General features: G+C 41.1%; 10 protein-coding genes. 4 read left to right on the forward strand and 6 right to left on the reverse strand.

The window, feature by feature from the left end; translation table 11 throughout:
• Nucleotides 1-38: 38 nt before the first annotated feature.
• The 4 genes from AC1F2U_RS19850 to AC1F2U_RS19865 form a co-directional block, all read right to left on the reverse strand.
• The gene (locus AC1F2U_RS19850) at nt 39-299 is read right to left on the reverse strand and encodes a MoaD/ThiS family protein (RefSeq protein ID WP_480262653.1); all 261 of its coding nucleotides are present in this window, start codon (nt 297-299) and stop codon (nt 39-41) included.
• A gap of 357 nt (nt 300-656) precedes the next feature.
• On the reverse strand, nt 657-947 hold the full coding sequence (gene gatC / locus AC1F2U_RS19855; RefSeq protein ID WP_292856937.1) for an Asp-tRNA(Asn)/Glu-tRNA(Gln) amidotransferase subunit GatC: 291 nt from the start codon (nt 945-947) through the stop codon (nt 657-659).
• Nucleotides 948-1069: 122 nt separating this feature from the next.
• Nucleotides 1070-1591, reverse strand: a complete 522-nt coding sequence (locus tag AC1F2U_RS19860) for a photosystem I assembly protein Ycf3 (RefSeq protein WP_480262654.1) — start codon at nt 1589-1591, stop codon at nt 1070-1072.
• 114 nt (nt 1592-1705) lie between these two features.
• Nucleotides 1706-2431 carry an SOS response-associated peptidase gene (locus tag AC1F2U_RS19865; RefSeq protein ID WP_480262726.1) on the reverse strand — a complete coding sequence of 242 codons (726 nt, stop codon included), beginning with the start codon at nt 2429-2431 and terminating at the stop codon, nt 1706-1708.
• 194 nt (nt 2432-2625) lie between these two features.
• Between AC1F2U_RS19865 and AC1F2U_RS19870 the strand changes: the two genes are divergently transcribed.
• Entirely contained in the window at nt 2626-3237 is a 612-nt protein-coding gene (locus AC1F2U_RS19870; RefSeq protein WP_480262655.1) for a glutathione S-transferase family protein, read from the forward strand.
• Nucleotides 3238-3359: 122 nt separating this feature from the next.
• Here the strand turns inward: AC1F2U_RS19870 and AC1F2U_RS19875 are convergent, their stop codons facing one another.
• Together AC1F2U_RS19875 and AC1F2U_RS19880 are read right to left on the reverse strand one after the other, a co-directional pair.
• Entirely contained in the window at nt 3360-3587 is a 228-nt protein-coding gene (locus AC1F2U_RS19875) for a DUF167 domain-containing protein (RefSeq protein WP_322670473.1), read from the reverse strand.
• Nucleotides 3565-3981 (reverse strand): ribosomal maturation YjgA family protein, encoded by a 417-nt coding sequence (locus AC1F2U_RS19880; RefSeq protein ID WP_480262656.1) that lies wholly within the window; start codon nt 3979-3981, stop codon nt 3565-3567. Before AC1F2U_RS19880 ends, AC1F2U_RS19875 begins: the two co-directional genes overlap by 23 nt.
• Nucleotides 3982-4818: 837 nt before the next feature.
• On the opposite strand from AC1F2U_RS19880, the gene AC1F2U_RS19885 reads away from it, so the two are divergent.
• From AC1F2U_RS19885 to AC1F2U_RS19895, 3 genes are all read left to right on the forward strand, one after another.
• The gene (locus AC1F2U_RS19885) at nt 4819-6636 is read left to right on the forward strand and encodes a hypothetical protein (RefSeq protein ID WP_480262657.1); all 1818 of its coding nucleotides are present in this window, start codon (nt 4819-4821) and stop codon (nt 6634-6636) included.
• Nucleotides 6637-7178: 542 nt separating this feature from the next.
• The gene (locus tag AC1F2U_RS19890) at nt 7179-13157 is read left to right on the forward strand and encodes an eCIS core domain-containing protein (protein ID WP_480262658.1); all 5979 of its coding nucleotides are present in this window, start codon (nt 7179-7181) and stop codon (nt 13155-13157) included.
• A gap of 85 nt (nt 13158-13242) precedes the next feature.
• Nucleotides 13243-14082: an AAR2 splicing factor family protein gene (locus tag AC1F2U_RS19895; protein WP_480262659.1), complete on the forward strand. Its 840-nt coding sequence runs from the start codon at nt 13243-13245 to the stop codon at nt 14080-14082.
• Nucleotides 14083-14154 lie beyond the last annotated feature (72 nt).

Consider the following 14154-nt stretch of genomic DNA (forward strand, 5'->3'; position numbering starts at 1 on the left):
AATCTTTAATTTATAACTCCTAACTCCTAACTGTTTTTCTAGCCGCCGCTGACTGGTGGAATCAACACAACCTCATCTCCATCTTGTAGTAAGGTGTCTGGTTCGACAAATATCAAATTAATCCCAAAACGGGTTATATCGCGCCATTGTGAGAGTTCAGGGTGTTCAGCTATGAGGCGATCGCATACTGCTTTGACTGGCATACTATTAGGAAATTCCAGCACTAATTCCGAAGCCCTAAAGGCTTCTTGATAAGCAGCGAACAATTTGACGGTAACGGTGATTACAGATTTAGACATAGAACATACTTTGACAGTACGAGCAAGTATTTTAATATTTGCTAATAATGTAAACAAATATTTAACATACAGAAGTATGTTTTGCTTCCTCGCCACTTGTGCGTGAAACAAATCTAAGTATACGCTGTTAGGACTTGCTCTAAGCGTACTCCTACAGAGAAGCAAGCTACACGGTAGCATCTCTAAGAGTTGCTATGCCGTTAGCGTATTCCTGCAAGTGTTGCAGACAAGCCTCTCGTACCATTTTGTATAAGTAAGTTACGCATAGCGTCTCCTTTTGGGAGAAGAGAAGGCTTTACGCTGCGCTCTCATCAATCTAAAATTGCAATTGCAAATCTAAAATCCCAAATTGTTTGACTATTCAGCATTGAGGATTTTTGGTACTTTGAAAAATTCGCCTTCCTGTTCGGGCGCACTGTTGAGAATACTTTCTCGGTCAGGATAGGGTTGCAATTCATCCTCTCGTGTGATATTGCTGACATCAATTGCGCGTGTTGTTGGCAGCACATTACTGACATCAAGTTCATTCAATTGTTCGATATAGTCAAGAATACTTCCCAACTGGGTAGTGAATTGTTCCTCTTCTTCTGGAGTCAATTCTAAACGAGCAAGATTGGCTACTTTGTGAACTTGTTCTTGGTCAATCATAAATTGTCATTTGTCACTTGTACTGAGTTTCGACTGCGCTCAACTACCGCGTAGTCGAAGTATTGGTCATTGGTCATTGGTCATTAGTCCTTAGCAAATGACAAAGAACTAATGACTAATGACTAAAAGAATACGTCAATTTGCGATCGCCCGGTGGTTTTCAGCCAGTTTTGGGCTTCGATGTAGTTATTGGGAGCCATGCGAATAGCACGAATCCAATAGTCTGCTGCTTGGTCAAAAAGTGCTTCGCCAGCTTCATTATCTCCAGCTTCTTTTTCTTTTTCGCCTTGGTAGTGATAAATCACAGCGATGTTATTCAAGGCTTGGGGCATACGTGGGTTCAACTCAATTCCCTTGTGATATAACTCCAAAGCTTTGTTGTGGTCGCCATTGCTGGCATAAATTAGCCCCATATTGTAGAAAATATAGCCGCGATCGTTGGTATCTTCCTCTAGTGTTAGAGCTTCTTCATAGTATTCCAATGCCTCAGCATATTCCCCTTCCGCTTGGGCTGACATCCCATCTCGATAATAAACAAACGCTTCTTTAGCTTTTTTGTTGGTTGGCAGGATCTTCAGAATGATATCCGCCATCACAGTAAAGGATTTGTCAATAAAATTATCGTTCTTTTGTGTTCTTGGCATATTTGTCTCTGGGTATTGGGCATTGGGCATTGGGCATTGGGCGGGAAAACACTTTCTTTATCCTTTTGTCTCCCTTGTCCCCTCATCTCCCCAATCCCTTAGTTCACTCAATAGTTAATTTAACTGATTTGCGGGGGCGTTCTTCTCGCTGAGGGGTACTATACATTCTGAACTATTATGTCGAGAGTTGTTTACCAAGGTGCTAACTGGATATGCAGTCATTGCTGACGCTGGATAAGGACGCAATAGCTGCTGTAAGGTTTGGGCCGTTTCCACTTGGGAATCTAGCCATAAATCGTAATCTTGTGGCTCAAGAATTACTGGCATCCGCTCGTGGATGGGTTGGAGTAATTCGTTAGCTGCCGTTGTCAAAATTGTACAAGAAATTATTTCTTCGTTAGCAGGCGTTCCCGCTTCGGGTTGCCGTAGGCATCGCCATCTCTCCCACAAACCTGCAAAACCGAAGGGTTGCCCATCTTGGAGACGAAAATAAAATGGCTGCTTCTTACCTTGTTGGCGTTGCCACTCATAAAAGCCATCAGCTAGCACTAAACAGCGTCTGTGCTTAAAAGCCGAACGAAAAGCAGGTTTTTCGGCAACAGTTTCTGCCCTAGCATTAATCAGCTTTGCTCCCATTCCTGCATCTTTCGCCCATGACGGAATTAATCCCCAATGCAACTGCTTAAATTCTCGCTTTTTGTTTTCGGGATTTTGTAACACTGTCGCCACCATTTGCGTAGGCGCAATGTTATATTCCGCTGCCAAATCGGGAACTGACTCGACATGGAAAACTTCAGACAATCCTGCTGACGAATGGTTTAGAGTAAATCTTCCACACATAGTTTTCTTTTCGACCATTAACTAAATTAAACATCTCAAACTAGAAATAAATAATATTTTATTTTCCCGAATAATTTTATGTAGTACGTTCAGAACCTAAATACAAAAAAAATATCCGGTTTTGGGAAAATCTTTTGGTAAAATATTGTATTTTGAACCTTTACTTCTCAACATATTCCTAACTGTATTTTAACATGGAACTACTGCATCTGTACGATTTTTTACCTTCTGGTCATGGTTATAAGATACGTCTTTTATTGACACAACTAGGTATACCTTTTGAGAGGATAGAGCTTAACATCTTGAAAGGCGAGACTCGAACACCAGAATTTTTGAGTAAAAATCCTAACGGTAAGATACCTGTTCTGGAAATCGAGCCAGGGAAATATTTGGCAGAATCAAATGCCATATTGGTTTATCTGAGTGAAGGTACAGAGTTTTTACCTTATGACCGCTTTTTACGAGCGCAGGTGCTGCAATGGTTATGTTTTGAACAATATAGCCATGAGCCTTTTATTGCTACATCAAGATTTTGGATTTCTATTTTAGGTAAAACTGAAGAATATAGTGAAGCTATCAAACAAAAACGCGAACCAGGCTATGCAGCACTTAACTTGATGGATAAACACTTAACTTCTCAAGATTTTTTTGTGGGAGAACGTTACACGATTGCTGATATTGCCTTGTTCGCTTATACTCATGTAGCTGATGAAGGTGGGTTTGATTTAACACAATATCCTGCTATCCAAGCTTGGATAGAAAGAGTCAAAACTCAACCAAGGTATATCAGTATTAGAGAGGCATAAAAATTAGATTTTGCAAGTTACTATCTCTCGTTTATTGTCTCTAGTAGAGAATGTCCTGGGTGGAATGTAGCTCACATTCAGAAAGCAGCAAAGTCTTCACAAAAGATATTATTAAGCAGCAGTTAGGTATTCGGATCGATTTCCATCAGCTTTTGCCGAGAGGAGAAACCTGACTTAATTCTGATATGAGACTTGGGTACATCAAATTTATCTGCTAGTAGTTTAATTAACTCTTCGTTAGCCTTACCGTCAACTGGGGGCGATTTTAAATAAACAGTCAGACTACCATCAGGTTGTTCTTCAATTTTTTGCTGTTTTGAATTAGGTTTAACCTTGACTTTTTTTTGCATAACTTATTTTGTGTAATTGTCGCAGCCATAACCAGCCTAAAGCAGAACCCAATACATAATGAGGAAAATCCCACCAAACAAAGGTCGTACCAAGTAACAATTTACCTATCAAGGTGGCGCGCATTTGCTCTAATAGTGGCGGATGCCAAAGTTGCAAGAATTCTAGTATACAGGTGATGACAAAAACCCATATAGGAATTTGGATTACCGCTGCCCGACTTCTGAAAAACAAAAATCCGAACAGACACCAAAATATTTCGTAAAATACAGCTGCTCCGTAGTCATTAAACCAGTGATGGGCAGGGCCATTATAATACTTAAACAAAAATCCCATCGGTACAACGATGAGTAGAGAAATAATAATAAATATTGTTTGCTTATTGTATCGGAGCATTTCTATAGACTAGAGACTATCCAAAATTTTAGCAGCGGAACGACTATAAGTCTCCTGTGGATACTAGGGAAGAAAATATAAGTAAGATTTGGTTGAGGTCTGAATCTACATTCAACTTTTCAAGAGTCCAATTACCAAAAACCGCAGCGATCGCTAATTTCCAAAAAGCATATAAAATTTTTGTAAAGCTTAAGTGTTATTAAGGATAAAAATATTTTGGATATATATCAATTTAACTTATCTATTTAAAAAAATATTGGTTTAGTAGATGTTTTTTTGCAATTAAACATAATAGTTCTTTAACAAAAAAAAAGATATTGAAACCTAACTTAATGACAAAGCCTATAAAGCTACAAAGCTGACAACATTAACCAAATAAGTTAGGAGATTGTAAAAAATATTTAATTTAAGGTTTATAAACACATATTAATATATTATGAATCGCCTTTATTAAGTATTTGTAAGATTTTATAAAGAACTTTATGTAACCTTGTACTTAATGATAATTAAATAATTACAGCATGGGTTCAAAAAGTTGGAAAAAACCAAAATATTTGACCTAGTTACTTAATCATTTGCGTAATCAAGTAATGGATTGTCAGGAAAGAATTTATCTAATTTTGTAGAGTAGGCGTTTCGCTTGCAACTAAGGGCTGGCTTTTCAGGTCAGCCTACAGTAAGTAGTTGGATATTTTTTCTTGAGAAGTTCCTAACTAAATAGTTAATGTTTTTTAACATGAGATTACGCAAATGACAAGTAATCTACATTGAACTGATAAATAGTTCTTTGATTGATGCTGAACTTACATATTTAGTGAGAAATTTAGGAGAGATAATATGGCTTTCGGTACTACAAATCCTGACACGATAAATGGGAGTTCGGGAAATGACACCATAGTTGGTTGGGCTAGTGGTGGTAACGCCAATAGTGCCTCCGGTAACGATATCTTGAATGGCTTGGCTGGTAACGATTCCCTCGCAGGTGGCACGGCGAACGACAGTCTCAGCGGCGGAAATGGCAATGATACACTTGATGGGGGCACAGGAAACGACACTCTAAAAGGTGGTGCAGGCAGTGACACCTTCAAAGGCAGTCAGGGTAACGACAACATTGATGGTGGAGATGGCATTGATACCGCAGACTACAGTCAACTAGGTCAAACCATTACCTTATCAGGTGTTGGAACTATTCAAAAAGCTGGGGGATTGGAAAAAGACCTACTCTTTAAAGTCGAAAAGGTTATTGCTAATGCTAATGTTGCCAACAACACCATCGATGCATCCCAATCTTTGCCTGGGGTATTTATCACCGCTAACCTGCAAACCCAAAGTTTAGCTGCCAATAACGTTCCTGGCTTGGGAACATTGTCATTTACCGCAGTCAACTTTGATAATGTCATCGGCACAAATGCAAATGACAGCATTACTGGCGATAACCAAAATAACCAATTATCCGGTAATAATGGCAATGATACACTTGATGGGGGTACAGGAAACGACACTCTAAAAGGTGGTGCAGGCGGTGACACCTTCAAAGGCAGTCAGGGTAACGACAACATTGATGGTGGAGATGGCATTGATACCGCAGACTACAGTCAACTAGATCAAACCATTACCTTATCAGGTGTCGGAACTATTCAAAAAGCTGGGGGATTGGGAAAAGACCTACTCTTTAAAGTCGAAAAGGTTATTGCGAATTCTAATGTTGCCAACAACACCATAGATGCATCTCAATCTTTGGCTGGGGTATCTATCGCCGTTAACCTACTAACTCAAAGTTTAGCTGCTAATAACGTTCCTGGCTTGGGAACATTGTCATTTACCGCAGTCAACTTTGATAATGTCATCGGCACAAATGCAAATGACAACATTGTTGGCGATAACCAAAATAATCAATTATCCGGTAATAATGGCAATGACACACTTAATGGGGGTGTAGGAAATGATACTTTAAAAGGTGGTGCAGGTGACGATAGTTACTTTGTTGACACTACTCTTGATATCATTACAGAGGCTACGAATTCAGGCATAGATACCGTCCGGTCTTCTGTAAGCTACACATTAGGAGCCAATCTGGAGAACCTGAGGCTGAGAGAAGGTGGCAACATTACCGGGATAGGTAACAGTTTTAACAACTTTCTTTTTGGTAATACTTCTAATAACACTCTAAATGCAAGAGTAGGCGATGATACGCTAGACGGTAGTAATGGCGATGATATCCTCAATGGTGAGGACGGCAATGATAGCCTACAAGGCGGGCCGGGCAATGATATCCTCAATGGGGGATCTGGAAATGATATCCTCATCGGTACTTTTCCTGGTAGTCCGCTTCCACCTGGATTAGGGGAAATTGATAACTTAACTGGCGGGGCTGGAGCAGATAGATTTATTCTAGGGGACGCTGTAAATGTTTTCTACGACGATAACAATACTACGAATCCTGGTTTTGGAGACTTGGCTACTATTACTGACTTCGACTCTAGCCAAGACCGAATTGAACTCAACGGATTTTTACAGGATTACCGCTTGCAAGTTGTTGGAAGTAACACACGAATATTCTTAGACAAACTGGGAGCAGAGCAAGATGAGATTATCGGTATTGTGCAGGGGGTAGTGAGTCTCACACTTGATAGTGACAACTTCACTTTTCTATGAGCGGAAAAATACTGGATAAAGTACAAACAATACATTCGCCAGCCCTGAAGGGTTATCTTGCCTGAAGATGGTGTAACTTTCTCTGGTAGCAGTTCTAATCCTGATTTTTTTCATACACTAAGAGTCAGTTTTGCATAAAAACATTGCCAGCTTAAGAAAATACTAATATCAGAAGGCAGATTCAAGGATACTTTTTATTGTGGCTAGGGGAACACGGCCGCGTGTTCTCCTTTATCCGACATGAGACTATTTACAAGCGTGTACTTATCTTCGGGGGAAACACATCTTAATTATTTCTAATTGATTAGCGTTCTAAAATTATCTTGATAATTGCAATTTTGAGTAAATGATAATTAAAACTAACGCTCTTCTATGACTCTAGAGAGAGAATAATCCAAGCGATTAGAAATCGCGGCTACACAAACAAAGTCTGCCTGCGCGGACTAACGCCAAAATAGGGTTTCAAATTTAATCTGACGAGAGTAATAAAAGAGCGCTAATCACCTAGACAAATTGAATCGTCAATAGTTGCAATAAAACCGATGAAATCCCTCAAAAGTCCCTCATCCAGCTTTTCTAATTTTCAAGCACCAGAACAAACTCCTCAATTGGCCTATAGACCGTTTGGTGGCCAAACTCAAAAAGCATCTTTTACGCCCCTGACACAAACGGACGTAGAAAATGAAGCTTTTGCAGAAGAAAAGATGGAAGTAACTGGATTGGAATTACAAGCCAAGCATCGGACGATTACGCCAGAGGGACAAGAACGGCTGAATGTATTGCAAGCCAAGATGGATCGATCATTGAATTCTCGACTGGAAAAAGCAACTCGATTTGGTCATAACTTTGCCAATATTCCAGTCAGAAGATCAGATACATCAACACCAATTCAGGCAAAACTGACAATTGGGGAGCCTAGAGATAAGTACGAGCAAGAAGCTGACCAAACAGCACGTCAGGTGATGCAAAGAATTCATCAGCCAGAGAATGGGAAACTTCAGCGAGAAGAATTACCTGATGATGAAGATGAATTGCAAGCGAAACCAGAGGGCAGTATTCAGCGCGAGGAACTGCTAGAAGAAGAAGTACAAATGAAATCTTGGGGAGAAACTCCCTCGTTGCAACGGGAGGAACTACCAGAAGAAGAATTGCAAATGAAGCCGCTTGGTACTTTATCCCAGATAGTGAATGAGGTACAATCCCCAAGCAAACCACTTGGACATGACATTAGTCGAATATCACTGCGGCGTCCACAAACAAAACTGACAGTTAGCCAACCTGGAGACATTTATGAGCAGGAGGCTGATAGCGTAGCCCAGTTGGTGATGCAGAGGATGAGCGAACCTGTGCAATCTATCCAACGGGAGGCATTACCAGAGGAAGAAGACCAATTACAAATGAAATCCCTGGCGGATTCCGTTACTCCTTTGGTGCAGCGTCAGGGTGGAGGAAGGACAGCCGCAACATCTGAGCTAGAAACTTCTATCCAACAAGCACGTGGAAATGGGCAGCCGCTGGCAGATGAGATCAAGCAACCAATGGAACAGGCGTTTGGGGCTGATTTCGGTAGCGTCCGGGTTCATACTGATGCTCAATCTAATCGCTTAAATGAATCTATACAAGCTCGTGCTTTTACTACAGGACAGGATGTGTTCTTCCGTCAAGGCGAATACTCTCCTGGAAGTAATGCAGGCAAAGAATTACTGGCTCATGAGTTGACGCACGTTGTCCAGCAGAATGGCAGTGCAGTGCAGGCGAAATCTCTTCATGTAGCACCAAAAGAAAATAAACTTCAGACAAAAGTGCCGACAACCTCTGCGGGGCATGGGCTAGCTATCCAACTGCGAGAGAATTTCCAAAAACCAAGTGACGAAAATAACCAAAAAAATTTAGAATCCAAAACTGATACGGAAAACGGCGAACAACAAAATCAGGCTAAGACAGAAAAACATCAAGCTAGCCCCACACCACCAGATGATGGCGGTAATGCGGCAACAGATCCACCTCCGACAAAAAAGGTTGGTGCAGCAGTAACTCAGAAACAGGTTGAGGCTGGAGGAAATCAAGCAAAAGAGCCTGAGTCAAAAGATACCAAAGTTAATACAGAAAAGGTCGATTCTCAACAGCAAGCTCAAAGCAAAGGAGCAGATGTAGGTAAGGGAAACGCAGATTTACCTGGAGGAAACGCAGGGAAAGCGATCGCCGGATTACCAAGAGCAAATGTAGCCAGCACTACAGTAAAATTACCTGATGCAGCAGCTGATGGTAAAAAGGCTCCCACTTCCCCTGAAGATGACCCAGCATTTCAAGCGGTAGTCGGCACAACAAAAGAGGTTGCCGGACTTGAGAAAAAACACCCACCTGCTAATAGCAAAGCCCAAGAAGCCCAAGCGGCAGCCCAACCCCCAGGTAATGAAATAGACAGCAAAGCGCAAGCCAATCAAGTTGGGGAGATGCAACAAGCCCCAACACCAGGATTTGACGCTGCCGCCTTCAAAGCCAAATTGATGGAGCGCATTGCTGATATGGCTCCCAAGAACTTGGAAGAGGCGGACAACTTTAAAAATAACAACAAACTGGACTCTGTGAAAGGCGATTTGAGCGGTCAAGTCAAAGAAGAACAGAAAAGCTCTCAGGGTCAACTAGAAGAGAAAACTAAAGAAAAACCTGATGCCAGTGGGATTGAGGCTAAACAAGTAACACCACTGCCAAAGAATGAGCCAGGGACACCGCCAACAGGCGTTGATGCAGATAAAGCTGCACCCAAATCTAAGGGAGAAGCTGAAGTCGAGGCACCACTGCAAGATGACAGTAAAAAACTTGACCAGCAGATGAAAGAGGCGGATATTACCGAGGAGCAATTGGCAAACTCCAATGAACCGGAGTTTCAAGGGGCACTCGCAGCCAAGAAAGACGCTCAAACCCATGCACAAGAAGCGCCGCCACAATATCGCCAAAAAGAGCAAGGGATACTCGCAACCGCTCAATCTACGGCAGAAGCTACAGCCCAGCAGCATCTCCAAGCAATGCACGGTACCCGTACTCAAAACCTGGGTCAGGTAGGGGAGCAGCAGGTGGGTGCCAAGAGCAAGGATGAGCAAGCACGGGCAAAAGTTGCTGGTGATATTAATAAGATTTATGACAAGACCAAAGGTAAAGTTGAGAAAACCCTCGGTGAACTCGACGGACAAGTTATACAAGCCTTTGATGCTGGTGCTGCTGACGCAAAGAAAGCCTTCGAGAATTATGTTGGCAAGCGGATGGACGATTATAAGAGCGATCGCTACAGCGGCATTTTGGGGCCAGGAAAATGGTTGATAGACAAATTGTTCGGTATGCCTTCAGAGGTGAACGCTTTCTATCAAGAGGGTCGCCAGCTTTACATCAATCAGATGGATGGTGTCATTAACAAAGTTGTCGCCATTATCAGTAAAGGACTGACCCAAGCCAAAGCAGAAATAGCCAATGGTAAGCAGGAAATTCAGAATTATGTTAACCAACTACCGCAAGACTTAAAAGGAGTCGGTCAACAAGCAGCCGCAGACATTGACAGCAAATTTGAAGAATTGCAACAAAGTGTTGATGATAAGCAAGATGAGCTAATTGACACCCTAGCGCAGAAATATCAGGAGAACTTGGAAGCTGTTGATGCCCGCATTGAAGAGATGAAGGCAGCAAATAAAGGTTTTATTCAAAAAGCTTTCGACTTCATCGTGGGAGTGATCAAGACGATAATTGAACTGACCAAAATGCTTTTGCAAGTGCTAGCGCGAGTTGCTGGCGTAGTTGGGCAAATCCTCAAAGACCCGATTGGTTTCTTGACTAATTTGATCCAGGCACTGAAGCAAGGCTTCCTCAACTTCATGAATAATATCGGGAAGCACCTCCAGCAAGGATTAATTGGCTGGCTGACAGGCACAATGGCAGAAACTGGTATTGAAATGCCAGAAAACTTCGACCTCAAAGGGATCTTTAGCCTAGCAATGCAGCTTTTAGGCTTCACTTATGAAGCAATTCGTGGTCAAGCTGTGAAACGATTGGGTGAAGAAAAGGTCAGTCGATTGGAACAAACTGTTGATGTATTTCAAGTCTTAGCCAGTGAGGGTGTGGCTGGGATGTGGCAGTTTGTCCAAGAGAAGATGGGCGACCTCAATGCTTTGGTGATCGAACCCATCAAGAATTTTATTATTGAAAAAGTGATTACAGCCGGGATTGAGTGGATTCTCAGCCTGTTGACTCCGGCTTCAGCATTCATCAAAGCTGCTAAGGCGATTTATGAGATTGTCAAATTCTTTATTGAACGTGCCCAGCAGATTGCCGATTTAATTAATGCGATACTGGATGCGATTGGTGCGATCGCTAGTGGTGCGATCGATCAAGCAATCAAGGGGGTTGAAAATGCTCTAGCTAAATCTTTACCTGTAGTTATCAGTTTCCTAGCAAGTCTTTTGGGATTAGATGGAATTGCCGATAAGGTTCAAGCAATCTTCCACAAACTGCGGAAACCGATGGAAAAAGCAGTTGATTGGGTAATTGATAAAGGTGCGAAGGCGTTTAATAAAGTTGGCAACAAGGTTAAGAATAGCAAGTTTGGTAAGAAGGCTGGAGAACTGAAAGATTCGGCGAAGGAGAAATATCAAGCCGGTAAGCAGTGGGCTGAAGATAAGAAGGAAGCTGGTCAGAATTGGGTTAATGATAAGAAAGAGAGTGTTAGTAACAAGTTCAAAAATAGCAAGTTTGGCAAGAAGGTAGGAACCGTTACAGAATCAGCGAAGGAGAAATATAAAGCTGGTAAGCAGTGGGTTGAAGATAAAAAAGAAGCTGCCCACAATTGGGTTGACGGTAAGAAGAAATCCGTCAAGGACAAGTTTGACAAGTTTGGCAATAAGGTCAAAAATAAGTTTGGATTTGGCAAGGATCAGAAAGCCAAAGATGGCAAAGCTGATGAGCGATCGCCAAAGCAAAAACAAGACGACCTAAATCAGGGTTTGGCAGAAGCCCATGAATTGATCAAGGATGAAAATACATCTGCTAAAGCAGTCAAGAAACGCCTAACAGATATCAAGTCTAAGTATCAGATGACCTCGCTTGAACTGGTAGTTAAGAGCCAAGATGGTGTCCAAGAAACCGTTTATGTCAAAGGTAAGGTAAATCCTACAGGAAACTCGGCTGAAGAAAATATATTGAGCGAGAACGTGAACGCCGAAGAATTGATTAAGAAAGCAAACAGTGATTGGAAAAAAGTAAAAGCAACATACTTAAGTAACCCGGAAATCATGAAAAAAATCATTGCTTTCCGCAAGCAAGAGGTGGCAAGGATTATCGCTGAGGTGAAAAATCAGATATCGGGGTTCAAAGAAGAAGCTTTTGGAAGCGAAGATTTAACCTCTGACTACGATGTGACTTTCAATGCTAGCGGTAATCAATCGATTGAAATTAAAGCAGTGAAGCAATTCAACGAAATTTTCCGCAAAAAGTGGAGTAAAGAGTCTGGCACTGTTTTCGACACAAATGTTTATACAACTGGGCATATGCCTGTTGGTGAAGGAAAAGAAGAAAAAGAAAAAGATAAAAAGCAAATAGAATCGCAAATGACACCAGAAGGTAAAGAATCTTCTCAAAAAATCCAAGATGTAATGTCACTTCTGAAAATAAGACGTTTTATGTCTGATCTTCAGTGGAAAAAATATAAGAAGAAAATGGTTAGAGATACTAATGAAAATCAGAAATCAGAAATAACCAGTCGCTTCAATGAGGTTGATACCATTTATCGAGAAGTTAATTCTGAAATGAAGAAAAAGATTAATGAGCTCAATCAAAAGGTTATGAAAGTGCCCGATCTGCTTGCTGGTCTTCGCGCATCATATATTAAGAAGACTAATTCGGACGCTGAACTAGAGGCTAGCAACCGACTATATGAAGAGTATCTAGGAGAAGTTGATCGGATATTGGAAGACATTAAGAAACTTAAGGACAAGGAAGAACAAAGCACAGAATATAAGCAGGAACTGAATGAACTAACCCTCAAATTGCAGAAATACCGTAGCAAAGCACTTGTATTTGCCAATGAAGCTTATCACACAGGGGGGGCAGTCGAACACGTAGTGCTCAACCAACAGATGAAATTAAACATATCTATTAACAATCAGCAATACTTGCAGTCAATCAACGAGCAGACAGGTTTCGCAGTTGAGCAAATTAATCATAGTCCAGACTTAGGCACGGCTCTTTGGAAAAGTGCTAAATATATTGATCGGCTTTGTGATGCAATTAATAAAGTTGATATAAAAGACTTTAACAAACTGCAAGGAAAAGAAGAATTGTCGAAATTAGCGCAAGAAATGCTGAAGATTAAAAAAGGGAAGGATAAGTATGCAGACTTGAAAACAGAGAAAGATAAATCAAAAGCTGCCGAGGATGTGGGTAAGCGTTATGGGTACACCTCTCAAAAGGCATTTTTAAAAGCTGTTGTGAAATTGAACCGCGAAGCGAATCAACAAGCTCGGAAAGGAAATATTTAGATTCGGATATAAATACCTTCCCTAGACTTCCCTAGATTTGTGACTAAATAAAAAGAGAAATTAGAATTCCAAACACAAGAAGCATATGAACACAGGGTTTTGTCATATAATTCTACGTAATGTGCCAAAAGAAAAAGCACAGATAGATGCAGATATTTATCAGATTGAAGGTGGTTTTCGAGGCTTCAAGCAGGTTATACCTGGGTTTCATTATGTGGGCGTGCAAGTTGATAAAATATCTCAAGGCTTTTGGTCTTGCTTGCAACCAAACGAGGTTTTAGTGAAAGTCTTTAACCACGCTTTGCAGCAATTTGAAGACGATCAACCCGAAAACACAGATCACTACCAAAAATTAGCATTAGGAGGGGCGATAGATCAGGTACTGATCCCTTATAACCATGATTCTTGGGAAATATGGGAGAAACTGACTAACCATATTGCTCCTCGTGTTTTTTCCCCAATCCTTAATGAAGAAAAATCAAACCATGCTGCGGTCAATATACCTTCTGACAAGCCCAGTGATTTGTTTCTAGAACAATTATCTCGCTTTGAACAAGCCTTATTTAACACTCACAGTGGTGATACAGAGGCTTTTCTGAGTGAGTTTCAATTTGCCTTTGTTCGATGGTACACCAACATTGAAGATATAGAAGCATTAAATCGCTGGCGTTACCTGCTGCAAGCTATTTATAATGCTGGCGAGTCTGGTATAGCTAAAGTACCTGAACTATTTTCCAGCTTGATTGACACTTTGTTAGTGCAGTTCGACTGTTTGCCAGAGGATATGTTTACACCCAACAGCTTTGTCACCAGCCAAGCCAGTTACTTGGCTGAAGATATGATTGACTCAGATATTGAGGGCATTGTCGAGAAAGGGCGAGATTTTGAGGCTTATTTACAGGAACGAGGGTTTTTACCTCACTAATGTGTGATAAAAACCTAATGTATTTATATTGCTCAAAATTGTGCTTAATGAATCCTACCGAAAAGTGATCGC

Source organism: Nostoc sp. LEGE 12454 (assembly GCF_056620565.1).

What these genes read in the sequence shown, in the direction of transcription:
- AC1F2U_RS19850 (WP_480262653.1), bottom strand. Translation starts at nt 299, where the DNA reads ATGTCTAAATCTGTAATCACCGTTACCGTCAAATTGTTCGCTGCTTAT.
- gatC (WP_292856937.1), bottom strand. Translation starts at nt 947, where the DNA reads ATGATTGACCAAGAACAAGTTCACAAAGTAGCCAATCTTGCTCGTTTA.
- AC1F2U_RS19860 (WP_480262654.1), bottom strand. Translation starts at nt 1,591, where the DNA reads ATGCCAAGAACACAAAAGAACGATAATTTTATTGACAAATCCTTTACT.
- AC1F2U_RS19865 (WP_480262726.1), bottom strand. Translation starts at nt 2,431, where the DNA reads ATGTGTGGAAGATTTACTCTAAACCATTCGTCAGCAGGATTGTCTGAA.
- AC1F2U_RS19870 (WP_480262655.1), top strand. Translation starts at nt 2,626, where the DNA reads ATGGAACTACTGCATCTGTACGATTTTTTACCTTCTGGTCATGGTTAT.
- AC1F2U_RS19875 (WP_322670473.1), bottom strand. Translation starts at nt 3,587, where the DNA reads ATGCAAAAAAAAGTCAAGGTTAAACCTAATTCAAAACAGCAAAAAATT.
- AC1F2U_RS19880 (WP_480262656.1), bottom strand. Translation starts at nt 3,981, where the DNA reads ATGCTCCGATACAATAAGCAAACAATATTTATTATTATTTCTCTACTC.
- AC1F2U_RS19885 (WP_480262657.1), top strand. Translation starts at nt 4,819, where the DNA reads ATGGCTTTCGGTACTACAAATCCTGACACGATAAATGGGAGTTCGGGA.
- AC1F2U_RS19890 (WP_480262658.1), top strand. Translation starts at nt 7,179, where the DNA reads ATGAAATCCCTCAAAAGTCCCTCATCCAGCTTTTCTAATTTTCAAGCA.
- AC1F2U_RS19895 (WP_480262659.1), top strand. Translation starts at nt 13,243, where the DNA reads ATGAACACAGGGTTTTGTCATATAATTCTACGTAATGTGCCAAAAGAA.